Consider the following 25,250-nt stretch of genomic DNA (forward strand, 5'->3'; position numbering starts at 1 on the left):
TCGGCGCAGCGAGCAGGAAGGAAAACAGTATCCGAAGCAGCGATCTTCCCGTGACACAAATTTCTTAACCATTTTGACACTCCTTACGCAGGTTATAATGCGCTTACTCTGATCACCTGCATTGCGTTCATCCGTACGGTTTCGTTGACAATTCGTCTTCGCGTTGGCTAGAGAAAAAGAAATTGACCTGTTAAAGAATCTATGCTATATTGACGGAAACAAGCGGTTTAGCTGCCGCGCCTGCATCCCAAAACCACAGCCTTTAACCAGAACCACATCCGTCCGCACCTTAACCCGTAGCGGCGTTAACGTACCTTTGCCTAACTTTAGTTCCTCACGACTGTAACAGGGAAAATCTAACCACGATGGTCGATATTGCTCATCTCGAACCGAAAACGCTAGACGATTTGCGGCAGCTTGCCCGTGAAGCGAGCATCACTGGCTATAGCCGTATGAAGAAACAAGATCTCATGCTCGCCCTCTTGCGCGACCATGCGGAAAAACAGGGCTACAAGCTCCGAGGCGGTGTCCTCGAAATCGTGGATGACGGGATCGGCTTCCTGCGCGCCGAGAAATACCTGCCGGGTCCCGAAGACATCTACGTCAGCCAGACGCAGATCAAACGCTTCAATCTGCGCACAGGCGACATGGTCGTCGGACAGGTCAGAGCGCCCAAGGACTCGGAAAAGTACTACGGTCTCCTCCGCGTTGAATCGGTGAACGGCCAGAACCCCGAAGAAGCCAAGAGCCGCGCGAATTTTGAAGACCTGACCCCCATTTTCCCGCTTGAACGCTTTGACCTTGAAACTTCCGGACGTATCCTTTCCACCCGACTGCTCAACTTAATCGCCCCGATTGGCCGCGGTCAGCGTGGGTTGATTGTGTCACCCGCCAAAGCTGGTAAAACGACCGTCCTCAAGGAAGTCGCGAACTCGATTAGCCGCAATTATCCCGATGTCCACCTGATGATCGCCCTGATCGGCGAGCGTCCGGAAGAAGTGACGGATATGGATCGCTCGGTGGATGCGGAAGTGATCGCCTCGACCTTCGACGATCCTGTGCAGCACCATGTGCGCGTCGCCGAAATGGCGCTCAACCGCGCCAAGCGTCTGGTCGAAATTGAACGCCACGTCGTGCTGCTGCTCGACAGCATCACCCGTCTGACGCGCGCGTACAACCTCGTCGTCCCGCCGAGCGGTCGTACGCTCACCGGTGGTCTTGATCCCTCCGCCATTCACCCGCCCAAGCGTCTGTTCGGTGCGGCGCGTAACGTCGAAGAAGGCGGCAGCCTGACGATCATCGCGACGTGCCTGGTCAACACCGGCAGCAAGATGGACGACGCCATTTACGAAGAATTCAAGGGCACGGGTAACATGGAACTGCACCTCAGCCGTAAGCTGCAGGAACGCCGTGTGTTCCCCGCCTTCGACATCGAACAGTCCTCCACCCGTCGCGAAGAACTGCTGCTCGGGCCGGATGTGCTCCAGCGCGTCTACACCCTGCGCCGCATGTGGGGTCACCTCGCGGAAGACCAGGATCTCGGGCCAGCAGGCGCGACCGAACAGCTCCTCAACCAGATTCGCACGACTGAATCGAACGAGGAATTCCTCAACATGCTGCCCGGCAGCAGTGACCCCGGCACATCGAGCGGTCGCAACAACCGCTACTAACCGCCATCTGCATTTTATGAAGGGACGAGGCCAGCCTCGTCCTTTTTATTTCTCCGGTGTCGACGCTACTTCACTACTACAACTTTCGCCCCGAAAAAAACGTATAGATCAATGAATGAGGAGGCACAATCATGGATTGGCTGTCCGAACCCTCTGAGCGCCGTTGGCGCATCACGGTTTCCGTACTGGTGGGGCTACTGGTGGGGCTGCTGGTAGCTGGCGGTTTGATGTTGTTCATGCGCGGTAGCATCAACGGATCGACCTGGATCATCGCGCTGCTAGTGAGCCTCGCCGTCTCCCGTGTGATTAGAGGCACCGTGAGTCGCCGAGCGCGCCATGCTGAAAAACGCAAACACGAGGATTTCGCCGAAGACGACGACAAGGTCAAGCGCGAGCCAACCTATGTCCTCGGCGACGATGGCGAATTGATCCCGGTGGATGAACTTGAGGAAAAGCCCAAGCACTCCGAGTATCTGTAAGCCAGCGAGGCTAGGCTTATTCGTTGTTTGTCCCTCTCCACCGGCTGCGTATCAGCGTTATCATTCTGAAAACTGAGAGACCGGAGGTGATGCATGGGTAGTCAGCACAGCAATCCTGTGCCACGGCGCAGACGCCGCTTGATGGGCTGCGGGTGGTTTTTCCTCTTTCCCGTGTTTTACGGCGCGATCATGGCGATCAATTATCAAGGCAGCGTCTCGATGGAGAACCTGTCGCGCGGCTTCTGGCTCGCCGCACTGTGCATGCTCATCTTTTACGGCGTAATCTACCTCATTGACCGTCAACGTGATCAACAGCCTTAGTCGTGCTGTCGCTCTGGCGTCGTTCCCAGTTTCACGACCCTATAGCCGTGGGTTTGCACTCCGTATTCGACAAGCATCTGGTGAAATCGAGGTGATCGATGATCCCAATTGCGGGGGGCGCGCCTTTACCGGGGCGCTGTTCTTCACTTGGGTTCTCGTGCTGGCACCGCTGTTTTACAACGGCAGTCTCTCCAACGAGAGCTTGCGCTACGGCGCCTTGATCGGTTTAGGTGGCACGTTCCTCGTCGCCTACATTTTCCGCGTCATTGATAAGCGCCGCGCCAAAAACAACAAGTGGTAGCATGCGGTCAAGCCTGCTTACTCTCCACTCATGCTTTGACAGTACACTGATCGGAAGTGAGTGAAGGAGATCGGCGATGTTCTGGGGATGGGGATCATGGCAGCCGGGGCGCGGGACGCGCTGGGGCGGCGGGTTTTTCTTTTTGCCACTGCTGCTCTGCTGCGGTGTGAATTGGCTGCTCAACGTGCGTGGCGGTTTGAGCTGGATCGGCATTCTGCTGGTCGTGATCGGGCTGGTCGCCGTGCTGCCGCTGATCATGCGCACGGTTAACGCGGCGGGTTACCGGGCGGAAAAAGCCAAACGTGACGAGTACAGCCAAGATCCCGCGTCGGACACTGACTATGTGCTCGGCGATGACGGTGAAATCATCCCCAGCAATGAAGTCGACAAACCCAAACGAGACGACTATGTGTAGTCACCCGAAGAGCGCTGAACAGCGCTCTTTTTGAGTCTTCACACAAATTTCACACGATCCTTATGAAGAACTAGCCGAATGGGTAAGCCGTATCACAACGTAGATTCGTACAATTAAACAATCCCATCAACGAGTCGAATGAAAGACGACTATGCTCACCCTAGCTGATAATCGCTTTTCCCTCTACGAATTGATCGACTGGCGCAACATGTACAACATCTTCTCGGAGCGGCGCGCGCTGCTGGCGAGCTGGTGTCGCACCATCGAATTGGCGGTCATCGAGCGGCAGTTAAACACCGAGGTCTACGCCGGGTTCCAGCAGATCCGCTACCTGGCGCCGATTCTCCCGCGCTACCAGAAGATGAGCACCTTCGCCAGCCACGTGTGGGTCTTCGGGCAGCCCGGCGCGAGCGATCCAGCGCTGGATGGTCTGCATGGTGTGCATTTGCAGCCCGGCGACCAGTTGATCAAAGAGTGGTTCCTCGTCGTCAACACGCCCGCTTATGCGCGCGCGCTCGTCGCCCATGAGATGAGCAAGCCGGGCACGCCGCACCCCAAGCGCACCTTCCGCGGCATCCTCACCAGCGACCAGAAACAGGTGGCGCAGTTCGCCAACCTGCTGCAGGAGCGCATCGCCAAGCTGCAAGACGCTTGATGCACCCGGCGGCATCGCCCGAAAATCGCCCCTGCAAAAGCGCTTGAGAGTCGTAGGGACGCGCCGCGGCGCGTCCCTACGGTGTGTCGGCTAGGGGAAATGTGCTGAAACCTTAATGCTGTCGCGCTGAGTGCCTCGCTAAGGGGGCAGGCGAAACCGCCTCAGCTTGCCCCTCAATACTAGGACAGATTACCGTGTAGCGCGCTAGCTCGCTTCACATTAAAATACGCTGAAACAATCGGCGAAGAATTCCACGCGAAGGGTAACGTATGCGCCGCCTTTGGATTATTACCGCGCTCTGTTTGTTGATAGTCGGCATTTCCGCTGTTAGCGCGGATGCCGCGGATTTATCTGTGTTCTCAGTGAGTGCTATCAGCAGTCAGGCGTCGACGACCTTTGTCCAAAACACCAGCGGCACCGTCACCGTGTTGGTGGCTAACATCAGCGCTCTGGACACCGTTGATGTCCCCATCCCGCTGCAAATCACCGTTCCAAGTGCTTTTACTGTGGGTGCCATCACGCGTTCTGACAATTTCACTTGTGTGACGGCGGCGAATGTGGTGACCTGTACGATTGCGGCGGGTTCAATCCTGGCGGGGAATACGGAAACGATCATCTTCCAGATTACCGCGACGACGGTAGCGACGGGCGTCACCGTCGCGGCGGCGCTCGTTGCGCCGTGGACCGACGCGAACAATGCCAACAATACACGCACGAGTTCAGCTTTGGATATCGTCGCGCCGACGGCTACGCCGACCCGGACGCCGACCCCGACCGCATCGCCGTCGTCCAGCCCCTTCCCGACCTTCCCAGTGCCGACCTTCACGCCGACCACCAATCCCTTCTTGGTGACGCCGAGCGCGATCCCGGTCACCGCGACGGCAACCATCATCCCGCAGCCGCCGACGCGCACACCGCTGCCCCGTCCGGCCAATGCGGGTCTGGCGGTGCCGCTGCCGAACACAGGCGTGCGCGTGGTCACCAACCGTGATGACGTGAACGTGCGCCTCGTCCCCGCCATCGGCGCGGAAGTGGTTGCGTATCTCCCGGCAGGCTATGACATGGCTGTCGAAGCGCGCAGTGCCGACAACGAGTGGGTGCGCGTCGATCTCTCCGGCCAGCAGGGGTGGGTGGGCTTCCCGGTCATCACCGTGATCGAAGGTGACCTCAACAACGCGCCCGTCGCCGACCCGCGCACCATCCCGTTTGGCGGTTGGGAAAACCCGCGCGCCGGGCTCACCAGCGTCACCAGCCAGTACACCGGACGCCTCGCCAACAGCGGCATCCGCGTGCGCGGCGGCCCGAGTCAGGGCTACCCCGTGCTGGCGAACGCCCCGCGTTACACTGTGTTCTCGCTCCTCGGGCGCACAGCGGCCAACAACTGGGTGCAGGTCAACTTTGAAGGCACGCTCGGCTGGGTCGCCTCCGAATTCGTCGAATTCCAGCAAGGTCTCGGCGTACTCGACCTGCTGCCGATTGGCGGCATCGTCGCCGACGCGCTCCCGGTCTCCGAACCGACGGGCGACGCCTACAATGACACGCTGAGTCTGCTCTTGGCGCGCACGAACATCGCGCAGGAATCGCTCGATGCCATCCGCGCCATCTGGACGCAGATCGCGCTCGGCAACCGCGTCGAATGCGGTAACTACCCTGCCCGCCCAAGCGACTACAACATCCCGCTGCCCGTACTGTCGGCCTTCAGCGCGACACTCACGCCGCTGGAACGCGACTTCAATCAGGCGATGGCCAACATCCGTGCGGCGATTGACGGGCTGATCGACATTTGCAGCCGTCCACAGCCCGCCGAAGGCTATGTCGGTCAGGCGGTCGTCGTGCAGGCGCTTGATCTGGTCAACGCCGCCGATGGTCTGCTGGCTAACATCCGCGCGATCCTCACGCCGCTGGTCAACGACCTTAACCGCGTCCCGACCGAGGATGAGTGCCGCTTCACCTACAACAACCAGAGCGAAATCGTGCCCCGGCTGCGCATCGGGCAGCCGCGCACGGCGTCCCTCAGCACGCGGCGCTACGTGCGCGGCTTCTGCTTTGACGGCGGCGTCGGTCAAACCCTGCGCCTCGAAATTCTGCGCACCAGCGGCAACATCGAACCCCAGGTGACGGTCAGCCCGTTCAGTAACCCGACCGGCTTCCTCGGCACGGCGCGCATCAGCGGCCAGACTGAACCGCCGCAGGCCTCCATCGCGTCGATCACCATCACCGAGACGGGGCAGTACATCGTCATCGTCAGCGATCTCGAATGGAATTCGCGCACGCTGCCGCCCGATGGTGAGTTCGCCATCCTGCTCAGCGATGTGAGCGGCGCGGGTGGCAGTCTCAGCGGTCTCGGCTTCGATGCCAGCGGCAATCTCGTCATCACCACGCCGACCATCGCCGCTTTCACGCCCGGCGTGAATACCGGCGTCTGTCCGAACATCAGCTACACCTGCGCGCAGTTGTCGACCTGCGAGCAAGCGCGCGCGTGCCTCGCGGCGGGCAGCACCACCATTGACGGTGACTTTGACGGTATCCCGTGCGAAGACTACCTGTGCACGGGCTTCATCCCAACAAATACACCCGCGGGCGGTGGTACCGGCAACGAATGACCGGAGCGCCCCGCAGTGCGGGACGCTCACATCATCAATCCACCGGGACGAGGGCAACCTCGTCCTTTTTGTTTTGCCTCTGTATCGACGTGTCCGAATATAAGCCAATGACCGTTTGTCAGCCAAAGGCGGGGGCAGGCGGGTAAGGGCGTCGAATGCCATGAAACCGGGTTACCTGTCGGTCTTGGGCGTTTGCGGACGCGATAAATCCGTTCCCTACACAACCACACTTTTCTCGTAGGGACGCAATTCATTGCGTCCGCTGTCCCTAAAAAGATTCTATTCTACGCAGCGATTGACCTGCCTTGGCCTGTTTTGTCGTATTTCGGACACTGGCTTATTCACGATCACAGATACTTGACTCATAAGCAATATTCATGACCATATAGAATTAACAGCTACATTAGTCGATGGAGAGTGACCGTGAACCACCACCCCGAAACGCAGGCGCGGCTGGCCGAAACACGCCGACTGTGGGATGCTGCGGCCAGTACATTCGACGAAGCGCCGGATCATGGTCTGCGCAATGCGCAAACCGCCGCCGCCTGGACCACTCTACTCCGTCAGGCGCTGCCCGCCGCACCTTCCAAAGTGCTCGACGTGGGCTGCGGCACCGGGTCACTGAGCTTGCTCGTCGCCGAACTCGGACATCACGTCACAGGGATCGATATCTCCCCGGCGATGCTGACGGCCGCCCGCGAAAAGACAGCGCGCGCCGAATACATCGTCGACTTCCGCGTGATGGATGCCGCCTATCCCCAGTTCGCGCCGGGCAGCTTCGACGCGGTTCTGTGCCGCCACGTGCTGTGGGCGCTGCCTGACCCGGCGGATATTCTGCAGCGTTGGACGGCGCTGCTCAAACCCGCGGGGCGGCTTGTGCTCATCGAAGGGTTCTGGCACACGAGCGCAGGGTTGCACGCGGACGAGCTCCTCAGCCTACTTCCGCCGTCGCTGACCAATGTATCCGTGCTCCCCTTGAGTGATCAAGCGCTGCTGTGGGGCGGCCCGGTGACCGACGAGCGCTACCTGATCAGCGCGCAGCGCTGAATCGGCTACTTGTCCAGCATCAGGCGCATTTCGTTGGTCGGTTTGAAGCCGAGCTGTTCGTAAATCGGTCGCCCGGCCTCACTGGCATGCAGCATAATCAACTGGATACCCAGGCCCCGGCAGTGTTCCACGCACAATGCGACTAACTGCCGGGCTAATCCGCGCTTGCGGAACGCCGCCTCGGTATACACGTTCATGATGTACCCGCGGGTCTCGTTCCCGTCCAGCAGATTGGGTATCCAGTCGTAGATCAGCAGCCCCGCGCCCGCGGCAACCTGCTCCGCACCGTGCTCGTCCGTCGTTACGGCGAAGAAGCCGACATAGTCGCCAGCGGCCAGCATGCGCGTCAGCCAGCGTTGGTAGGCTGCGTTGATTTGATCGGCCCGGTGGGCGGGCGTGGGCATCCCCATGTCACGGAACATCGACTGGCGGTGGTAAACGATGGTTGCGTTATCTGCTTCAGTAACCCGTCGCACGTGAATTGCTGGTATGGTCATAGACAATCCTCCCCTACGCGCATCATGGTATGGTGAATTGGACTGTATATCAAGCATGCCAACAGGCCACAGCATGTTATAATCGCGCCAGTTACCAGCAACAGGACGCCTGAATGATGACCGACGAGTTGTTACGCCCCTCACCGAAGTACAAGCCCGTTTCGCTCTTCGTCACCTGCATCGTCGACATGATCTATCCCGGCACCGGGGTATCCGTCGTCGAGATTCTGGAACATCTGGGCGTCGAAGTGCGCTTCCCGCTGAGTCAAACCTGCTGCGGGCAGCCGGCATTCAATTCCGGCTTCCAGGATGACGCGAAAACGGTCGCTAAGCAGTTCCTGACCGCGTTTGCCGGAGCCGAGGTGATTGTCACCCCGTCCGGTTCCTGCGGGTCGATGGTACGGCATTACTACCCGGAACTCTTCGCGGACGATCCGGAATGGCGTGACCGCGCGAACTGGGCGGCCTCGATCACCTGGGAGTTGACCGAATATCTGGTGGATGGGCTGGGCATCACCGATCTCGGGGCGAAACTGCCGCCGACCAAGGTCGCGTTTCATCATGCCTGCCACGGCTACCGCATGATGGGTCTCGGGCCGCAGGCGGAAACGCTGGCCGGAAACATCGACGGCGTGAGCATGACCGAGCTCAAGGGTTGGGATCAGTGCTGCGGCTTCGGCGGGACGTTTTCCGTCAAAATGCCGGAGATCAGCGGTGCGATGCTCAACGACAAAGTCAGGAATATCAACGCAGCCGACGCCGACGTGATTATCACCGGGGATGCGAGCTGCCTCATGCAGATGAACGGCGGCTTGACCCGTCAGGGAAGTACCAAACGTGTCATGCACATCGCCAACCTGCTGGCGCAGGGCTTAAAACCCACGAAGTGATCGCTATCCGCGGTCGGAAATTGAAGGATAGAACGAACCATGCTTTTGCAAGACTTAAACTGGATGGATGTCGAGGCCTACCTCGAACAAGATAATCGCATCATCTTGATCACCGGGGCGACCGAACAGCACGCCTACTTGAGCCTGCTCACCGACATTCTCATTCCGCAGCGCCTCGCCATTGCCGTCGCCGAACGCGAAGACGTGATCATCGCGCCGCCGCTCAATTTTGGCGTGAGCGAGGAATTTGCTGAATTCCCCGGCACGATCAGCTTGAATACCGCCACCTTCGACGCGGTGCTCAGCGATGTGGTCGACAGCCTGATGCTGCACGGCTTCACGCGCTTTTTTGTCCTCAACGGGCATGGCGGCAACAAGCTGCCCGCTCGCTTGAACGAGCTCGACATGGAAGGGTTGGCGCGCATCACGTGGTATGACTGGTGGCGCAGCGACGCCGTACGCGGCTTTGAAGCGGAATTCGGGCTGGAAATGGGCCACGCGAACTGGGGCGAGAACTTCCACTTCAACCGCATCACCGACTCGCCGACGGATGCCAAAACCCCGGTGAATCTCGATATGCTGAACGATTCGGTGTCGATGCGCGAACTGCTCGGCGACGGCTCGTTTGGCGGGGAATATCAGGTCGCGGATGACCTGATGCATATCCTGTTCGACCGTGTGGTCGACGAAGCCGCCGGGTTGGTCGCCGCGCTGAAGGATTGAGTTCATCCGCACGCAGCGACTGATGCACCTGTGTGGAAAACGGCGGACGCAAAAGATTGCGTCCTTACGAAGAATGGTGCCAGGCTATCAGATCAGATCACCCCAACCCCTCTCCTACAGGAGAGGGGCTTTTTTATGTCCGCTACTTGAACTGCGCCAGCACGTCGGACGCCAGCTGTTCGATGCCGTCAAGGTCGTCGAGATCCATCCACTGGAGCATGAAACGTTCGCAGCCCGCGTCGAGATAGGCGCCGATCTGCTCCACGAGCATAGCCGGCGTCCCCGCCAGCGACCGCCCGCCACCGCGCAGTTCGTCGAGCGTCTTGCCATTCTTGAGCTTCTCTAACGTCGCTTCATCCCGGGCGAAGGTGACGCGCGTCATCAGGGAGCGCAGCACCTCGCCGCCCGCGCGGGCTTGCTCCGCCAGCAGATTGCTCAAATGCGCGTTGAGATCGCGATACGTCGCCGCATCGATGAACACGCCGTTCCATTCATCGGCATATTCGGCGGCGAGGGGCAGCGTCTTGTTGCGCCCGTTCCCGCCGATCAGGATGGGCGGGCCACCATCGCGCACTGGGCGCGGCAGCAGAATCGCGTCGTGCAGTTGGAAGTGTTCGCCCGCATACGACACGGGCTTGTCACTCATGAACAGGCGCGTCACCACTTCCAACCCCTCTTTGAGCATGGCGTAGCGCGTGGCCAGCGGCGGAAACGGTATGCCGAAATTGTGGTGTTCACGCTCCATCCAGCCCGTGCCCATGCCGAGCGTCAGCCGCCCGTCGCTCAGGTCGTCGACCTGCGCCGCCATGCGCGCCAGCAGCGCCGGATGCCGAAAGGTGATCGGCGAGACGAGCACGCCAAACTCCAGCGCGGTCGTCTGCGCCGCGGCATAGGTCAGCGAAATCCACGCTTCCAGCGACTCATGATCTTCGGGGGTCGCGTCAGTGTAGTGATCGGATCGAAAGACCGATTGATAACCAGCGCGCTCGGCCGTACGCAAAATGCTATCCCAGCGTTCCCAGGTCAGCCCGTGCTGCCCTTCAATCATCAGTCCGATCATCGTGGTCTCCGTCGTCGTGTCGATACTCATCTGAACTTAACATACTTACAGTAAAGTGCCAACAGTAGTTATGTCGATTGTAATGACGGAGCCCAAGATGACCACTTTAGCTCAAGAACAATGTGTAACGTGCGGCGCGGACTGCGAACGAGTGACGGACGATGAGATGAAAACCCTGCACCTCGACGTGCCCATGTGGGAAGTCGACACCGGCGACTCAGGGCGCAGGCTGCAGCGCACCTTCGAGTTTGAGCAGTACGCCGACGCGCTGACGTTTGTGCAGCAGGTGGCGACCGCCGCCATCGACCAAAATCACCATCCTGAGATCACGCTGCGTCCGGATGCGGTGGTCGTCGTGTGGTCGACCCACACCCTGCACGACCTGCACCGCAACGACTACATCATGGCCGCGCGCACCGATGCCGCCTATCTGGCCTCACTGGATGAGAGCCGCAAGGGCGTCGTGCAGCAGGCCTCAGAGGAGTCCTTCCCCGCCAGCGACCCGCCCGGTTGGATCGGCAAGACGGCGGAAGAAGAAACCGCGCCGCCCGCTTAAGGGCGCCGATTTGGCCTCACCGCGGGCTGCATCTAGGGGGCAAAGTGGTGTACCCTAGATGCAGACACATGGGAGGATGATTGATGACAACCTCAGCCTACACGATTCGCGCGGCCACAGCCGCTGACGCCGAGACGATCAAGCAGATGGTACGTTCCGCGCCGCTCAACCCGAATGCGATTAACTGGCAGCATTTTCACGTGCTGGAAGTGGTCGAGCAGGGACAACCGAAGATCGTCAGCATTGGCATGCTGCAAAAAGAAGGCGAGATCTGGGAGATCGACAGCGTGACCACGCGCCGTGAATATCGCGGCAAAGGCTACGCCGGGGCGATTGTACGTACGTTAATGGAAAACGCGCCGCGTCCGCTGTATCTGCTCGCCGAAACCGATCTGGTCGATTACTACAAGCGTCTCGGCTTTGAAGGCGTGGAACGCGAGTACGCGCCGACCGAGATGCGCGATCAGGTCGCGTGGCTGGATCAGATGTTTGGCGACAGTGTGCGCTATCACATCATGGGGGCGTTCGCGCAGGGGTAAAAATTGGTTATCCCGTAGGGGCAAGGCGCGCTGTTGGGCGTCCCTACACAAAGACCGTTTTCTCGTAGGAATACGATTTAGAGGGTGTCCAATAAGCCCCTCAACCCCCGACCCCTTCTCCCACGCAAGCGGGGAGAAGGGGAGAAAAACCGTTTTTGTCCCTCTCCCCGTTTACGTGGGAGAGGGACGGCTTGCGGAGCAAGCAGGGTGAGGGGTAGCGTGAAAGCCTTTTTAGACACCCTCTTTATCGCATCCGCCGTTTCTGGCCTCACCCCTGCCCCTCTCCGAACGGAGAGGGGGAAAACCGTGCTTAGTCGCGCACGTGCAGTCCCCTCTCCCAAGGGAGAGGGGATTTAGGGGTGAGGCTGATGGGATCGCGACTTCCAAAGCTTAAAGACGCACCTTGCCCCGGCGAGTGATGTTTCTGAAGTTGAACCCTACAACGACCGCCCGGCGATGAAACGGTTGAACAGGTCTTTGCGCACGAACAGCAGCACGAGCAAACACGCGAGGAAGCCCGCGAGATGCGCCAGCGTGTTAACGCCGCCGAGATCATCGCCTTGCTGCATGACCTCAAACGACGGAATCGCGTTTTCGACGGCGAAGTAAATCAGCAGGATGAACGAGGGAATGGGGATCGTCCACGACCACAGGTCTTTGCCGCGAATCGCCGCGATGGGCAGGCGGATCACGGAGCCGAGAATCCACAGGCAGTTGACGCGCGCACCGGGGAACAAAATCAGATACGCGCCCATGATGCCGGCAATCGCGCCGGACGCGCCAATGCTCGGAATATCCGAGTTCGCCGGGTTGAGGATTTCCGACCCCATATTGGCGATCATCCCTGCCAGCAGATAGAACAGCAGGTAGCGCCACGGGCCGCAGGCATCTTCGATGCGCCGCCCAAACGCCCACAGATACACCATGTTGCCCAGCAGGTGATTCAAGTCGGAGTGCATGAACATGCTCGTGAAGGTCGCGAACGCGCCAATGCTCTCCCCACTGCGCAGGAAGACATCCCGGTAGCCATACGTCCAGATCTGATCCACATAGGCTTGCAGCGCCTGAATAAAGGGTTCGAACTGCCCGAACTGCTCGGCTTGCGTCGCCGCGATCAGGTTGGGCGCTTGCAGACCGAGGAAGATCAGGCTGTTGATCAGGATCAGCACATACGTCATGATGGGCAGCGTCCGGTAGCGCACCGTGCCCGTATCCGACACGGGCAGCGGAAACACCACCGACATCAGCAGCAGCGTCAGGAACAGATCCAGCATGAAGAAGATGAAGGCCCCCATCAGCGTATCGCCTCCTGCAGCAGCTCTTCGATACTCGGGATATAGGTCGGCGGGACGGGCTGCACGAGCAGACGCAGCGCCGTGCTGAACACGAGATAGAACGAGACGAGCAGCAGCGCCGCGCCGAGGATGAAGAACACGCCGCGCACGCCCGAGGGCAGAATCGGCAGATCGGTCGGGTCTTCGAGCGGGCCGCCAGCGAGCGTGTCAATCGGGTTGCCGTAGGCGTCGACGGTCGCTCGTTGCGGTTTAGACGGCGGCACACTGCCGCCGAGCCAGCGCGCGAGCGGCTGCTGCTGCGGTGATGACACGGCCGTAATCACGAAGTAGCCGCCGACGAACGCCAGCAGCACCCCAAGCCAGCGAATCCCCATGTTGAAGAGGTTCAAGCCGGCGTCCTGCCAGCCGAGCAGCAGATAGAACAGCACAAAGCCGGACGCTTCACGTACCGCCAACCACGGATTGCCGCGTTCACGGTCGGTGATGATCGGCGTGTACTGCATCAGGGCTTTGTCGGCGCGTTTGGCTTCTTTCGTGCCCCCCTTGATGCGCGCGGCACGGTCGAAGTAGCGCATCGCGCGATCTTTTTGTCCCATCTCGTCGAGCAGTTCGCCGAGACGGATCAGAAGTTTTTGACTTTTCGGGCGCTGCGTGACCGCCGCCTCCAACACGTCGACCACCTGCTCCGCTTGGCCATATTTGACCATCTGGTCGGTAATTTTGAGCAGGAGCGCGTCGTCGATTTCCGGCATGGGCAGCAGACGCTTCGCCATATCCGCCGCGGCGCTGTGATCGTGCATGCGCTGCGCGATATCAACCGCAGTCACGAAGATCGACGGCAGGAGCGTCCCGGCGTCAATCGCGCGCCAGATCAGCTCTTTGGCGTCGTCCATGTAGCCCAACCGGGCCAGATAGCGCACGCTGTTCTGGATGGCGACCTCGTGATCGACGCGAATTTCGAGGATACGCACCCACTGTTCGATGGCATTCTCGATATCTTCCGACTGGTTGGTTTTGAGGTACTCCTCGGCCTGCGCCAGCAGCGCTTTGACCTCTTCCTCTTCCGCCGCCGTCAGCGGCGTGCGAATGGTCGGCGCGGCGCGCAAGCCCCCTTCGTCGATGAGATCCGGTGCGGGTTCGGGCGGCGGCGCAGGCCGCGGAACGGGTTTCTCGGCGAGGCGCGGCGGTGGCTTCGGCTTTTCGTCCGGGTCAAAGCTCAACGCCGCGGACTGCGCCGCGGCGTCCTGCGCATGCGTGATCGCCTTCGTCAGCTTGAGGCGCAGTTCGAGCGCCTTCGCGTTCTCCGGGTTGATCTTCAACGCCCGGTTGACGCATTCCAGTTTCTTCTGCGGGTCACTGGTCGTCTGCGCCAGCCACAGCCACGCCATTTCATTTTGTGGTTCCAGTTTGAGCGATTGCAAGAGGAGTTGGCGCGCCTGATTGAGGTCTTTGCCCTCACGCACTGCCGTAACGCCTTCTCTAAAGAGGGTTTGCGCGTCCATCGACTTTCCCAAGTCTAGTGTAGATGCACAGGATTTATATTTTAGCGTGACTTAGGGATAAGCTGCTTGTCGATCCAGCCGCATCTGATCCTGCCCCCCTCAACCCCTAGCTTCCTCTCCGCATTCGGTTGTGGAAAGGACACTTTTAACTTGAGGCTCCATTAAGGCGCTCGCTTGAGGGAAACTATGTTTGGTAGGGACGCGCAATGGCGCGTCCGTTTCGCCCCTTATCCGGCGGACGCCCCGTTGGGCGTCCCTACAATTTCCTCAATTGTTAAAACTGTCCCTCCGTCAACCGAATTCAGGGAGGGTCGGGGCAGAAGCGAACGTTAGTCGTATCGGCTCGGAGCAACCTTATCCACCACTGATGTTATTTTACTTACGAATGAGGAATCTGCAGTTGGATACGCGTTGGCGAATGTGCTAATTTGTTGACAGTTCGTCGCTGGCGGGCAGTATGAACCAGAATGTACTGCCCACGCCCGCGGTGCTGGATACGCCCACCTGCCCACCGAGGCGATGCACAAGCCGCGCGACGATGCTCAAACCGAGGCCATGCCCTTCCACCTCGCCGGGGCTGAAGCGCGCGAACATCTGAAATACGGTCTTGAGATTCGCCTCTTCGATGCCGATGCCGTTGTCTTCAACTTCGTAGCGGCACACTGGGCCATCGACGAAACCGCGCACGCGCACGTAGGGGTCGGGGTCATCGCCCATGTACTTGATGGCGTTGTTGAGCAGATTGGCGAAAATTTCTTCCAGCCAGGCCTCGTGACCGAGCGCGGGCGGCAGATCCGGCTGCACATCGAGATGCACGCCGCGCGCCACAAACAGATGTTCCAGCCGCACCGCGACGCGGATTAGCACGGCGTTCAGGTCGACGAGCGTCAGCGCCGTATGCTGCGCCTTCGCCAGCCACAGCAGTTGATCGATCATGCCGTTCATGTGGTGAGCGGAGTCCATAATCTGCTTGACGTAGATCGCGCCGTTCGCGCCGAATTCCTCAGCGGACAGCAGAGCGAGCAAACTGGCATAACCGTAAACGGCATTGAGCGGCGCTTTGAGGTCGTGCGCGATGATTTGATTGTAGGCGTCCAGCTCTTCGTTGCGCGCCTGCAGTTCGGCATTGTTGCGCCCCAATGCTTCCTGAATGCGGCGCAGTTCGTGGAAGCGTTCGGCGTTTTGCAGCGCCCCCCCAAACTGGAAGGCCAGCAGCCGCGCAATGCGCAGATCTTCGATGGTGAAGGCTTGCAGGTCCGGCGCGCCAAAGTTGATCGTACCGATCACCTCATTGGCGCTGTGGATGGGGACGACGAGGTACGAGGGATAAGCGGCCAGCAGGCCATCGTCGCGATTATTGAGCACGAGGCGCGGGCTGCCGCTCTGCAGCGTGTAGCCGATCGCGGGATCGCGGTCGGCATCCACGGCCTGCTGCATCAGCTCTGCGCCACTCAAGTCCCAGAGCCACCACTGCCCAGCGTGCAGCAGCACCACCGTGCAGTGTTCGTAGGTCAAAAGCGTCGGCGTGTGGTCGCGCAAAATCTGCAGCATTGCATCGAGTTCGACCACACTGTTGAGGGCCGCTGCCAAGTCGCTGATGCTGGCCAAACGCGCCGAGAGCGCCTGCATCTGCGACATTTGCTTGTGCGAACGTGCGAGCAGGTCTTCGTAGTCTACTTCACCGCCAAACGCCAAAGTGCTGAATATCTCCAATGAACAACGTCACTACCATCCTACAAGTGGATTCCGTGATGAACAATTAAGTCAGTTATATCTCACAGGGTCTTTTAAGAATTGCCCACCAGATTCAGCAAAGGTTCATGTGCCTTTACTTATAAGTCGTGGTATAAAGCGCGCATTCAAACACGCTCAAACTATAATTCCGGACTAATTCGAGGTTGGACTGTGGCTAGAAACCTGCGCCTGTCCCTCACCGCCTTTGCCGTCCTCGTCGCCATCCTCGGCGGAGTTCTGTTTACGCAATCGTCAGCCGGTCGTCAAGTCTTTTCTACGGATGGATTCGAACCGCACGGGCACTGCTTCCTGTGGATTCCGACGCTCGTGCGCCTGTACAGCGTCTCTGACCTGCTGATCGGTGTCTCGTATACCGTCATCTCCATCACGCTGACGTATCTCGTCTACCGCGCGAGCAAGGACATCCCGTTCCAGTGGGTATTTCTGGCGTTCGGCGCGTTCATTTTCACCTGCGGCTTCACCCACTTCATGGATGTGATCACGCTGTGGACGCCGACCTACTGGTTAGCCGCCAGCGTCAAAGCGGTGACGGCGGTCGCTTCCGTCTCGACGGCGATCATCATGCCGCCGCTCGTCCCCCGTGTGTTGGGCTTCGTGCGCGCCGTGCGCATTTCGGAGGAACGCAAAAAGGCGATCTTTGTGGCAAATACCGCGCTCCAGCACGAGATCAGCCGTCGGGAACAGGTCGAGGAGGAACTGCGCGCCGCCCTCAAACGGGAGCGCGAACTGAGCGCCTTCCGCATGAACGTGATCATGCGCCTGAGCCACGAATTCCGCACGCCGCTGGCGACGGTGCGCACAGCCAGCGAACTGCTCACAGGCTACAGTGACCGCCTGTCCGAGCCGGAACGCGATCTGCGCCTCCGAACTATCCAGACTGAAATCGACCACATGACCGTCATGCTGGAAGATATTCTCACGTTTGGACGTCTGGATGCCGGCAGCGCTCCCTTCCAACCACAGCTACTCGATCTGACGGAAGTCTGCCGATCCGTGATCGCTGGTCTGCGCCTCAGGACGGACGAATCGCAGCGGATCATCTTTAAGCCGGATATCCGCTGCAAGACCACCTTTGTCGATCCACGGCTGGTCGGGGAAATTCTGACGAATCTGCTGAATAACGCGATCAAGTATTCGCCGGAAGGCGGCAATGTGCGCTGCGAAGTCGGGTGCGCGCACGGCATCGCCACGATCAAAGTGAGCGATGAGGGGATCGGCATCCCCGCCGGAGATTTGCCTAAGATTTTCGAGACGTTTTATCGCGCGGCGAACAGCGGGGACATTGGCGGCACGGGCATCGGCCTATCGATTGTGCGGCGCGCGGTCGAACTGCATCGTGGGAGCGTCGACGTGCAGAGCACCCCCGGTCGCGGCACCACGTTCACTGTACGCCTGCCGATCAACGCGCCCGAGGACGCCGCTGGTCAATGAAAAAGAGCGCCGCGTGGGCGCTCTTGATGCTTAACACTGTTTGCCGATTACAGCGCCTTGAGGCGCGCGATCAGCTTTTGGATGACGCTTTTGTTGGCGGTTTGCAGCGAGCGCGTCTGCGCCAGCGACCGGAGACGCTGAATTTCTTCCATGATGGTGGAGCGATGGACCGTTTCGCCATTTACGGAGTACCACTGATTCCCCATGTAACGCACGCTCGGTTCGCACCCATTCAGCACCAAGTACGCCTTACGGTAGTTTTCTACAACGTAACGCGGAGGGAGATGAACATCATCAACAGCTGCAGACGACATAACTTGCGCGTCTCCACTCACTAAGGCACATTTGAACCGATTGTAACATCGAATCCCCGTAGAAAAGATGGACTTTTTACCTATTTGTATGAAATTCATTGCAAGACTCATCTTTCTCTAGGCTTGGGGAGAAGTCTTGCGTTCTTTCGAAAACACATTACAATGCTGTCACGCACCAACTTTTAACAGGAGACAACTTTTATGCGTTCTTTAGTACGTGTATCCCTCCTCATGCTCGTTGTCGTTTTGGCGTTTGGCGTCCCCGCCTTTGCGCAAGACGGTCAGGCGACGGTGACCACCTCTGCGGATGGCTGGATCACTTATGCGGCGACCGATTGCAGCTACGGTGGCACCATTCAGTCGATCGCGGCTATTGACGCCCAGACTGTCCAGTTCGTGCTGTGCGAACCGGATGGCGCGTTCCCGCAGAAGGTCGCCTTCTCGTCGGTCGGCATTCAGCCGGATGAATATCTGGCCTCGACCGGTGGTGGTGGCGAAGCGCTGTTCCGTAACCCGGTCGGCACCGGCCCGTACGCGCTCAGCAATTGGGAACTCGGCAACGAAATCGTCCTCACCCGTAACGAAAATTACTGGGGCGAAAAGGCTTTCGAAGGCACGATGATTTTCCGTTGGGCGTCGGAAGCGGCCGCCCGTTTGGTCGAACTGCAGGCGGGTACGGTTGATGGTATCGACAACCCCGGCCCCGGCGACTTCGCGGTCATCGAAGCGGACCCGAACCTCCAACTGTTCGAACGTGAAGGCCTGAATATTTTCTACCTCGGCATGAACAACATGATCGCGCCGTTCGACAACCATAATGTGCGTCTGGCGGTGGCCTATGCCATTGACAAGCAGCGCATTGTCGACAACTTCTATCCGCCGGGCTCGACCGTGGCCGACCAGTTCATGCCGTCGGCGATTTTCGGTTACACCGAAGGCTTCGAACCCCTGCCGTATGATCCCGAAATGGCGCGTCAGCTCCTCGCGGACTCCGGCCTGACCCTGCCGCTCGAAGTGACCCTGAACTACCGTGACGTCGTGCGTGGCTATCTGCCGCAGCCCGGCATTGTGGCGCAGGACATTCAGGCGCAGCTCGCGGAAGTCGGCATTAACGTGACCATCGAAGTGATGGAATCCGGCACGTTCCTCGACGAGTCTGACCTCGGTCACCTCGCCTTCTATCTGCTTGGTTGGGGCGCGGACTACCCGGATGCGACCAACTTCCTTGACGTCCACTTTGGTCAGGGCAGCACCATCCAGTTCGGCGAACGTGATCAGGAAGTCATTGACCTGCTGAATCAGGCTGGCCGCGAAAGCGATCCTGCCGTCCGCCTCGACCTGTATGGTCAGGTGAACGCGCTCCTGCGTGACCGCGCGCCGATGCTCCCCATCGCCAACGGCGGTTCCGGTGTGGCGTATCGCGCGGCGATTGAAGGCGCGCACGTCAGCCCGCTCGGCAACGAATCGTTCGCCACCATGAGCGACCCGGATGACGATGCCTTCATCTTCATGCAGAACGGCGAACCCGCTGGTCTGTACTGCGCCGACGAAACCGACGGCGAAGCGCTGCGCATCTGCGAACAAATCACCGAACCGCTGCTCGGCTACGAAACCGCTGGTACGGCGGTTGTCCCGGTGCTCGCGGAATCGTATGAATTCAGCGAAGACGGCCTGACCTGGACGTTCCACCTGCGTCCGAACGTCATGTTCCATGACGGTTCGATGCTCGATGCGAACGACGTGGTCACCAGCTACGCCGTTCAGTGGGACGCCGCGAATCCGCTCCATGTTGGGCGCGATGGCAGCTTTACCTACTGGACGTACCTGTTCAAGGCGTTCTTGAACGCGCCCGCCGAATAACGGGTAATACGGTAGATACACTTCCATTTCAGGACTAAGTGCTGAGGACTGAGTGTATGCTCAGTCCTCAGTCCTTTTACCTTAGCCCTTCTCTTTTGAGGTACTTCTATGGGCGCATTTATCCTCCGCCGTCTGATCAGTTCAATTCCGGTGCTGCTGGGCATCCTCGCGGTAACCTTCTTCCTCGCTCGCGCCATTCCCGGCGATCCGTGTACGGCGATTTACGGTGAACGCGCTACCCCGCAGTTATGCGCCGCCTTTGCGGCGCGCAACGGCCTCGACCGCTCGGTTCCGGAACAGTTTGCTGTGTATATTGGGAATGTCCTCACGGGCAATCTCGGCGATTCCATTCGCTACAGCGTGTCGGTCACATCGCTGATGGCGGAACGGCTGCCCGTCACGATTGAACTCGCCATGGCCGCGCTCGTGTTCGCGGTAGTGCTCGGCATCCCCTTAGGCATCATTTCCGCTTACTATCGCAATTCCGCGATTGACGTGGGCACGATGATCGGCGCGAACGTCGGCGTTTCGATGCCCGTGTTCTGGCTTGGTTTGATGCTGGCATACATCTTCGGTGTGATCCTCAAAGATACGCCGTTCGCGCTGCCGCCCTCCGGTCGCTTGTCGCCCGGCTTTCAGGCGATCCCCTTCTATGAAGCGTGGGGGCTGGTGACGCAGGGGCAAGATGCGAGTCAACTTCTGATCTTCTTCTCGCGCTTGAATATCCTCAACTCCATTTTGACACTCAACGGCGCGTTGTTCGCCGATGCTCTGCAGCATTTGATTCTGCCCGCCGTCGCGGTCGGCACGATCCCCATGGCGATCATCGCCCGCATGACGCGTTCCAGCGTGCTCGAAACGCTGAATCAGGATTATGTGCGTACCGCCCGTTCGAAGGGCTTGCGTGAACTGCACGTCGTCATCGGTCACGCGGTGCGCAATGCGCTGCTGCCCGTGGTGACCATCATCGGCTTGAACTTCGGTCTGCTGATCAGCGGCGCGGTGCTGACGGAGACGATCTTCAGTCTGGCGGGCGTCGGACGCACGCTGGTCGATGGCATCACCGCGCGCGACTATACGCTCGTGCAGGGCTTCACGGTGGTGATTGCGGTCGCCTTTGTGGTGATCAACCTCTTCACCGATATCATCTACAGCTATCTCGATCCGCGCATTCGGTTAGGTTAAGCAATGGCTCAGGCGAACCCCAGCGTCACTCAACTCAAAAAAGACTCGCAGGTCAAGAAAGCACCTCGTTCCAGCCTGCTGCGGGATACGCTCAAGTACCTGTTCCGCAATCGCAGTGCCGTGCTCGGCATGATCCTGATCGTCATTCTCATCCTGATCGCCATTTTTGCGCCCAACCTTGCCACGCATGACCCGCTGCAATCGATGATTGGTCAGCCGGGACATACAGGTCAGCTCCCGGCGCGCGCGCCCTGCATTCATTTGCTCGGCTGCGCGGAGACCGAACCGCAGCATTACATGGGGCTCGATCTCAACGCTCGTGACCAGTTCAGCCGCCTGCTCTACGGGTCGCGCGTGTCACTCGTCGTGGGTTTCACCAGCGTGACCGTCGCGATCTTCGTCGGCTCGCTGCTCGGTATGGTTGCGGGCTTTTACGGCGGCTGGATCGACAACGTGATCATGCGCATCATGGATGTGCTGCTGGCCTTCCCATCGCTGCTGCTGGCAATCGCCATCGTCACGGTGCTCGGTCCCGGCCTGCAAAATGCGCTGTTGGCCATCGCGCTCGTCTCGATTCCTCAGTATGCCCGTCTCGCCCGCGCCAGCGTACTCGCGACGCGCGAATTTGAATACATCACAGCCGTGCGCGCCCTCGGCGCGACGAATGAGCGCATTCTCTTTCGCCACATTCTGCCGAACTCGCTCACGCCGCTGATCGTGCAGGGCACGCTCGGCATCGGCGGCGCGGTGCTGGAAGCTGCCGCGCTATCGTTCATCGGTCTCGGCGCACAGCCGCCGCAGCCGGAATGGGGCGCGATGCTCAGCGAAGCGCGCAACCGTGTGTTCACGTCGCCACATCTGGTGTTCTACCCCGGCTTGGCGATCATGTTCACGGTGTTAGGCTTCAACCTGCTCGGCGACGGCATGCGCGACGCGCTCGACCCCCGGCTGAACCGGAACTAACTGTCTTTCTGTAGTCTGGATTTAGAGAGGGCGTCTTCGCCCTCTTTTTTATTTTGCTGCGTGAGCTATTCCCACACTTTGATGACCTGAAAACCTTGTTCGCCTATAGATGCCAACACCGGTATAAATGGAGAACAGAAGGGGTTGGGAAACATGGCTGAAAAGACGAAGAAATACGCTGAGCAGTTGATGGAAACCTTCGATTTTGACGAGGTTGATTTGGAGTCCAATTCCAAGGGCCTAATGAGTAATCGGCAGAAGCTGATAATTAGAGAAGATATTTACGCTTGGAAAGTGCTTTTGCTGGCAACAGTTCCGTTTATGTTGTTTGTGACGCTAATTATCTTTATCTCGTATCCCAACAGTCCACTTTATGCACTTGTCGGAGGTATGGCGTCTGGAGCAATCCTTTTATGGCTGTACATCGAGAACATTGTACGACCGCTAAACACGATCCGTCGCGGCTCGGTCGAAACCGTTGAGGGACGAATCAGTCAACAAATAAAAGGACAAAGAGCGAATTTGCCCGGTTACTGGATAGAGATCGATTCTTTGCGGTTCAAAATTAATCAAAAGAGATTTCTGTTGCTGAAAAACCACGATCCTTATCGGTTCTACCACACACGCAAGCAGGTCTGGTCTGTAATTGCCCTCCGTGAGGAGAGTCCCTTTCTAGATGGCTCTTCGCATCCTCATCAAACGCATTGATTAGGACAAGGCGAAAACCTTGTCCTTTTTGTTTGCGGTGCATAATTTCCGACCAGATTATCCATGTGGCTACCTCTGATCCGTCATGCGTCGGAAGACGGCCTCGCTCTTTACGACCAGTCGAATTCCGGTCGTTGGTGCGGTGATCGCGCTGCCTGATTATGGTGTAATGATGCCCGTAAACAGCATCAAGTGGAGAGCAACACATGAACAGCAACAGCTTCCTGCAGCGGTATGCAGATCTTTTGGGGATTTGTCTCGATACAGTGGATCGCACCATCGTGCACTGGTTGGCACGGCACGGCATCACCTTTTTGCGCATTTCGGTCGGCGTGATCTTTGTGTGGTTTGGCGCGCTGAAACTTATCCCCGGCGCGAGCCCGGCTGAGCCGCTGATCCGCGCGCTCATGCCCGACTTCATGGATGGGTTCATCGTGCCTGTCATCGGCGCGATGGAAGTCGCTATTGGCTTCGGCTACATCACCGGGCGCTTTTTGCGCGGCATCATCATCCTGAATCTGTTCCAGATGGCGGGCGCAATGTCGCCGCTGTTGTTTGTGCCCGGTCGCATGTGGGAAGTGTTCCCGTTCGTGTGGACGCTGGAAGGCCAATACGTGGTCAAGGACTTCATCCTGATCAGCGCGGCGCTGGTCATCGGTGCGACCGTGCGCGGCGGGCGGATTGTCACCAAGACGCAAATGATGCGCCGGGTGACAACCTCCGAACACGCTCGCACAGTGGTCAATGCCCAGTAAAGGTAGCGGATAAGACAAGCGCCAGTCAAACCGACTGGCGCTTTTTGATTCATACGATTTAGAAACAGCCGACTCTATTCGGGGAAGATGTCTTTGACCGGGAGTGTGAAACCGGGCAGCAGCGTGCCGCCGTCGAGGGTATCGTTGAGCGTGAGCAGACGCGGGGCGGCCTCGGGTGTCAGCACCTGAACGACTTTCTTGTCCGGGTCGACGATCCACACGACCGCGCCCGCCCGTAGGTAATTGAAGGCTTTGGCACGAACGTCGTGTTCGTCGTCGGAAGGCGAAATCACTTCGACTGCCAGATCGAGCGGCAGGCTAATCCACGTTTCGTGCGGTGCTTTAGGATATTTCGATTTGAGGATAAAACCCACGTCGGGCATGTAGCGATCGCCAAGCACTTTGAATCCGCCATCGGGTGCGCTCAACCAGCCAAAATCGCCATTTTCGATCAGGTATTTTCCTAACCATCGGATGATCATCGCGGCAACAATAGAACAATACATGTTCGAAACCACTTCGACAATCTCCCCGGCAATGTATTCAAAGTGTTTGTCTGTGTTTTCGGGGAGCAGCACGAACTCGTCGAACTCCTCGACTGTCATTTTGCGTAGGTTCGGGGTCGTGACCATCAGCCAGTCCTCACTCAATCTGCCTCTATTATCGGGCAATTCAGCGAGATTGTCATGTCGAGCGGAATATCAGGGGGAAAGACCTCGCGGTCAGCGACCGGAAAGTTGAGTTTCCGACGCCCGGCTGACCGCGACCAGAGAGGGGCTGCTATTCTTCGACGAGCGCTTCTTCGCCTTCAAAGGCGATGCCTTCGGGCGGACGCACGGTGAACATGTAGCCGACACCACGTTCGGTGCGGATGTAGTGCGGGTGGTGCGAATCCGCTTCGAGCTTGCGGCGCAGGCGGTGCATGTGCACGCGCAGCGTGTCTTCGTAGACTTCTTCCGACGGCCACACACGGGCGATCAGCATGCGATTTTCGACCACGCGCCCCGCATTGCGCAGCAGCACGTGCAGCAGAATCGATTCAGTCGGCGTGAGGCCGTAGGGCTTGCCGTTCACGACAATGCGGTTGTGGGCGAAGTCGATATTCAGACCATCATCGATGCGAATGATCGGTTCGCTGGCATAGTCGAGGCTGGGCATACGCGCCAAAACGACCTGCGTACGGGCTTCGAGTTCGCGGAGTTCAAACGGCTTAACGATGAAATCTTCCGCGTATTTCTTCAGACCCTGCACGACCGTTTCCGTATCGTTGTAGGCGGTCACGAAGATGATCGGCACATCGGCCATCGACTTCAGGCGATTGCTGAGTTCAAACCCATGCATGGAAGGAAGTTGGAGGTCAATCAGCGCAATGTGTGGCAAACCACGCATCTGAACATGATCGAGAGCTTCCGGCGCGTCAAGGAATGACGTGACTTCGAAACCACGTGAGGTCATATAGTCGGTGACGAGCTTGTTGATGGCTGGATCATCTTCAACAAGCAGGATTTTGGTTTTACCCATGTGTGAGCCTCTCTCAATCTAACGAAAGGAAATGTTCCTGTTGTAATGAATATACAACGAATGTAACAATAAATCCAGTAGTGTTCATGCTCTGATAATTGAGGTTTAATCCCGAATAACGCATGTGTGGCAAACCCGATTCGCGGAGAGCGATTGGCGATCAGCAGTCGATTTGCTGTAACATTTATGCACTAGGGTGACGAAT

Annotated in this window: 26 protein-coding genes; 18 read left to right on the top strand and 8 right to left on the bottom strand. The window is 58.7% G+C overall.

What is annotated here, in order from left to right; all coding sequences use genetic code 11:
- Nucleotides 1–365: 365 nt before the first annotated feature.
- The 8 genes from rho (at nt 366) to IPK17_RS14470 (ending at nt 7,491) form a co-directional block, all read left to right on the top strand.
- A complete protein-coding gene (gene rho / locus IPK17_RS14435; protein ID WP_343418396.1) occupies nt 366–1,670 on the top strand; it encodes a transcription termination factor Rho in 1,305 nt (434 codons plus the stop codon).
- Between the two features lie 131 nt (nt 1,671–1,801).
- On the top strand, nt 1,802–2,149 hold the full coding sequence (locus tag IPK17_RS14440; RefSeq protein ID WP_343418397.1) for a hypothetical protein: 348 nt from the start codon (nt 1,802–1,804) through the stop codon (nt 2,147–2,149).
- A gap of 93 nt (nt 2,150–2,242) precedes the next feature.
- Nucleotides 2,243–2,470 carry a hypothetical protein gene (locus IPK17_RS14445; RefSeq protein ID WP_343418398.1) on the top strand — a complete coding sequence of 76 codons (228 nt, stop codon included), beginning with the start codon at nt 2,243–2,245 and terminating at the stop codon, nt 2,468–2,470.
- A 91-nt stretch (nt 2,471–2,561) separates the two neighbouring features.
- Nucleotides 2,562–2,771 carry a hypothetical protein gene (locus IPK17_RS14450; RefSeq protein WP_343418399.1) on the top strand — a complete coding sequence of 70 codons (210 nt, stop codon included), beginning with the start codon at nt 2,562–2,564 and terminating at the stop codon, nt 2,769–2,771.
- A gap of 76 nt (nt 2,772–2,847) precedes the next feature.
- Entirely contained in the window at nt 2,848–3,186 is a 339-nt protein-coding gene (locus IPK17_RS14455; protein WP_343418400.1) for a hypothetical protein, read from the top strand.
- A 151-nt stretch (nt 3,187–3,337) separates the two neighbouring features.
- Entirely contained in the window at nt 3,338–3,841 is a 504-nt protein-coding gene (locus IPK17_RS14460; RefSeq protein ID WP_343418401.1) for a DICT sensory domain-containing protein, read from the top strand.
- 353 nt (nt 3,842–4,194) lie between these two features.
- The gene (locus IPK17_RS14465) at nt 4,195–6,444 is read left to right on the top strand and encodes an SH3 domain-containing protein (RefSeq protein ID WP_343418402.1); all 2,250 of its coding nucleotides are present in this window, start codon (nt 4,195–4,197) and stop codon (nt 6,442–6,444) included.
- Between the two features lie 423 nt (nt 6,445–6,867).
- Complete coding sequence (locus tag IPK17_RS14470; protein WP_343418403.1) at nt 6,868–7,491, top strand: class I SAM-dependent methyltransferase; 624 nt, start codon at nt 6,868–6,870, stop codon at nt 7,489–7,491.
- Between the two features lie 5 nt (nt 7,492–7,496).
- Here the strand turns inward: IPK17_RS14470 and IPK17_RS14475 are convergent, their stop codons facing one another.
- Complete coding sequence (locus tag IPK17_RS14475) at nt 7,497–7,988, bottom strand: GNAT family N-acetyltransferase (RefSeq protein ID WP_343418404.1); 492 nt, start codon at nt 7,986–7,988, stop codon at nt 7,497–7,499.
- A gap of 113 nt (nt 7,989–8,101) precedes the next feature.
- Here IPK17_RS14475 and IPK17_RS14480 point away from each other — a divergent pair, with 113 nt between their 5' ends.
- Both IPK17_RS14480 and IPK17_RS14485 read left to right on the top strand, forming a co-directional pair.
- Nucleotides 8,102–8,878, top strand: a complete 777-nt coding sequence (locus tag IPK17_RS14480) for a (Fe-S)-binding protein (protein WP_343418405.1) — start codon at nt 8,102–8,104, stop codon at nt 8,876–8,878.
- A gap of 39 nt (nt 8,879–8,917) precedes the next feature.
- Complete coding sequence (locus tag IPK17_RS14485; RefSeq protein WP_343418406.1) at nt 8,918–9,601, top strand: creatininase family protein; 684 nt, start codon at nt 8,918–8,920, stop codon at nt 9,599–9,601.
- A 142-nt stretch (nt 9,602–9,743) separates the two neighbouring features.
- Here the strand turns inward: IPK17_RS14485 and IPK17_RS14490 are convergent, their stop codons facing one another.
- Entirely contained in the window at nt 9,744–10,661 is a 918-nt protein-coding gene (locus IPK17_RS14490; protein WP_343418407.1) for a TIGR03560 family F420-dependent LLM class oxidoreductase, read from the bottom strand.
- A gap of 97 nt (nt 10,662–10,758) precedes the next feature.
- On the opposite strand from IPK17_RS14490, the gene IPK17_RS14495 reads away from it, so the two are divergent.
- Together IPK17_RS14495 and IPK17_RS14500 are read left to right on the top strand one after the other, a co-directional pair.
- Nucleotides 10,759–11,217: a 4a-hydroxytetrahydrobiopterin dehydratase gene (locus tag IPK17_RS14495; RefSeq protein WP_343418408.1), complete on the top strand. Its 459-nt coding sequence runs from the start codon at nt 10,759–10,761 to the stop codon at nt 11,215–11,217.
- Between the two features lie 83 nt (nt 11,218–11,300).
- Nucleotides 11,301–11,756, top strand: coding sequence for a GNAT family N-acetyltransferase (locus tag IPK17_RS14500; protein WP_343418409.1), 456 nt, complete (start codon nt 11,301–11,303; stop codon nt 11,754–11,756).
- Nucleotides 11,757–12,193: 437 nt separating this feature from the next.
- Here IPK17_RS14500 and IPK17_RS14505 read toward each other — a convergent pair whose 3' ends face one another.
- From IPK17_RS14505 to IPK17_RS14515, 3 genes are all read right to left on the bottom strand, one after another.
- A complete protein-coding gene (locus IPK17_RS14505) occupies nt 12,194–13,051 on the bottom strand; it encodes a rhomboid family intramembrane serine protease (RefSeq protein ID WP_343418410.1) in 858 nt (285 codons plus the stop codon).
- On the bottom strand, nt 13,051–14,553 hold the full coding sequence (locus tag IPK17_RS14510) for a tetratricopeptide repeat protein (RefSeq protein ID WP_343418411.1): 1,503 nt from the start codon (nt 14,551–14,553) through the stop codon (nt 13,051–13,053). Before IPK17_RS14510 ends, IPK17_RS14505 begins: the two co-directional genes overlap by 1 nt.
- 423 nt (nt 14,554–14,976) lie before the next feature.
- Nucleotides 14,977–16,248, bottom strand: coding sequence for a sensor histidine kinase (locus tag IPK17_RS14515; RefSeq protein ID WP_343418412.1), 1,272 nt, complete (start codon nt 16,246–16,248; stop codon nt 14,977–14,979).
- 210 nt (nt 16,249–16,458) lie between these two features.
- On the opposite strand from IPK17_RS14515, the gene IPK17_RS14520 reads away from it, so the two are divergent.
- Nucleotides 16,459–17,739 (top strand): sensor histidine kinase, encoded by a 1,281-nt coding sequence (locus IPK17_RS14520; RefSeq protein ID WP_343418413.1) that lies wholly within the window; start codon nt 16,459–16,461, stop codon nt 17,737–17,739.
- A gap of 47 nt (nt 17,740–17,786) precedes the next feature.
- Here the strand turns inward: IPK17_RS14520 and IPK17_RS14525 are convergent, their stop codons facing one another.
- Nucleotides 17,787–17,978, bottom strand: coding sequence for a hypothetical protein (locus tag IPK17_RS14525; protein ID WP_343418414.1), 192 nt, complete (start codon nt 17,976–17,978; stop codon nt 17,787–17,789).
- Between the two features lie 276 nt (nt 17,979–18,254).
- Here IPK17_RS14525 and IPK17_RS14530 point away from each other — a divergent pair, with 276 nt between their 5' ends.
- From IPK17_RS14530 to IPK17_RS14550, 5 genes are all read left to right on the top strand, one after another.
- Complete coding sequence (locus IPK17_RS14530) at nt 18,255–19,913, top strand: ABC transporter substrate-binding protein (protein ID WP_343418415.1); 1,659 nt, start codon at nt 18,255–18,257, stop codon at nt 19,911–19,913.
- 108 nt (nt 19,914–20,021) lie between these two features.
- A complete protein-coding gene (locus tag IPK17_RS14535) occupies nt 20,022–21,098 on the top strand; it encodes an ABC transporter permease (RefSeq protein WP_343418416.1) in 1,077 nt (358 codons plus the stop codon).
- A 3-nt stretch (nt 21,099–21,101) separates the two neighbouring features.
- Nucleotides 21,102–22,061 carry an ABC transporter permease gene (locus tag IPK17_RS14540; RefSeq protein ID WP_343418417.1) on the top strand — a complete coding sequence of 320 codons (960 nt, stop codon included), beginning with the start codon at nt 21,102–21,104 and terminating at the stop codon, nt 22,059–22,061.
- Between the two features lie 153 nt (nt 22,062–22,214).
- Nucleotides 22,215–22,769, top strand: coding sequence for a hypothetical protein (locus IPK17_RS14545; protein WP_343418418.1), 555 nt, complete (start codon nt 22,215–22,217; stop codon nt 22,767–22,769).
- Nucleotides 22,770–22,975: 206 nt separating this feature from the next.
- Entirely contained in the window at nt 22,976–23,524 is a 549-nt protein-coding gene (locus IPK17_RS14550) for a hypothetical protein (RefSeq protein ID WP_343418419.1), read from the top strand.
- A 74-nt stretch (nt 23,525–23,598) separates the two neighbouring features.
- On the opposite strand, the gene IPK17_RS14555 is transcribed toward IPK17_RS14550, so the two are convergent.
- Nucleotides 23,599–24,156 carry a Uma2 family endonuclease gene (locus IPK17_RS14555; RefSeq protein WP_343418420.1) on the bottom strand — a complete coding sequence of 186 codons (558 nt, stop codon included), beginning with the start codon at nt 24,154–24,156 and terminating at the stop codon, nt 23,599–23,601.
- A 148-nt stretch (nt 24,157–24,304) separates the two neighbouring features.
- A complete protein-coding gene (locus tag IPK17_RS14560) occupies nt 24,305–25,045 on the bottom strand; it encodes a response regulator transcription factor (protein WP_343418421.1) in 741 nt (246 codons plus the stop codon).
- Between the last annotated feature and the right edge of the window lie 205 nt (nt 25,046–25,250).

The organism is Candidatus Flexifilum breve (genome assembly GCF_016713355.1).

Coding starts and splice junctions, on each gene's coding strand:
- rho (WP_343418396.1), top strand. CDS start 366: ATGGTCGATATTGCTCATCTCGAACCGAAAACGCTAGACGATTTGCGG.
- IPK17_RS14440 (WP_343418397.1), top strand. CDS start 1,802: ATGGATTGGCTGTCCGAACCCTCTGAGCGCCGTTGGCGCATCACGGTT.
- IPK17_RS14445 (WP_343418398.1), top strand. CDS start 2,243: ATGGGTAGTCAGCACAGCAATCCTGTGCCACGGCGCAGACGCCGCTTG.
- IPK17_RS14455 (WP_343418400.1), top strand. CDS start 2,848: ATGTTCTGGGGATGGGGATCATGGCAGCCGGGGCGCGGGACGCGCTGG.
- IPK17_RS14460 (WP_343418401.1), top strand. CDS start 3,338: ATGCTCACCCTAGCTGATAATCGCTTTTCCCTCTACGAATTGATCGAC.
- IPK17_RS14475 (WP_343418404.1), bottom strand. CDS start 7,988: ATGACCATACCAGCAATTCACGTGCGACGGGTTACTGAAGCAGATAAC.
- IPK17_RS14480 (WP_343418405.1), top strand. CDS start 8,102: ATGATGACCGACGAGTTGTTACGCCCCTCACCGAAGTACAAGCCCGTT.
- IPK17_RS14485 (WP_343418406.1), top strand. CDS start 8,918: ATGCTTTTGCAAGACTTAAACTGGATGGATGTCGAGGCCTACCTCGAA.
- IPK17_RS14490 (WP_343418407.1), bottom strand. CDS start 10,661: ATGATCGGACTGATGATTGAAGGGCAGCACGGGCTGACCTGGGAACGC.
- IPK17_RS14495 (WP_343418408.1), top strand. CDS start 10,759: ATGACCACTTTAGCTCAAGAACAATGTGTAACGTGCGGCGCGGACTGC.
- IPK17_RS14500 (WP_343418409.1), top strand. CDS start 11,301: ATGACAACCTCAGCCTACACGATTCGCGCGGCCACAGCCGCTGACGCC.
- IPK17_RS14505 (WP_343418410.1), bottom strand. CDS start 13,051: ATGGGGGCCTTCATCTTCTTCATGCTGGATCTGTTCCTGACGCTGCTG.
- IPK17_RS14510 (WP_343418411.1), bottom strand. CDS start 14,553: ATGGACGCGCAAACCCTCTTTAGAGAAGGCGTTACGGCAGTGCGTGAG.
- IPK17_RS14530 (WP_343418415.1), top strand. CDS start 18,255: ATGCGTTCTTTAGTACGTGTATCCCTCCTCATGCTCGTTGTCGTTTTG.
- IPK17_RS14535 (WP_343418416.1), top strand. CDS start 20,022: ATGGGCGCATTTATCCTCCGCCGTCTGATCAGTTCAATTCCGGTGCTG.
- IPK17_RS14540 (WP_343418417.1), top strand. CDS start 21,102: ATGGCTCAGGCGAACCCCAGCGTCACTCAACTCAAAAAAGACTCGCAG.
- IPK17_RS14545 (WP_343418418.1), top strand. CDS start 22,215: ATGGCTGAAAAGACGAAGAAATACGCTGAGCAGTTGATGGAAACCTTC.
- IPK17_RS14550 (WP_343418419.1), top strand. CDS start 22,976: ATGAACAGCAACAGCTTCCTGCAGCGGTATGCAGATCTTTTGGGGATT.
- IPK17_RS14555 (WP_343418420.1), bottom strand. CDS start 24,156: ATGGTCACGACCCCGAACCTACGCAAAATGACAGTCGAGGAGTTCGAC.
- IPK17_RS14560 (WP_343418421.1), bottom strand. CDS start 25,045: ATGGGTAAAACCAAAATCCTGCTTGTTGAAGATGATCCAGCCATCAAC.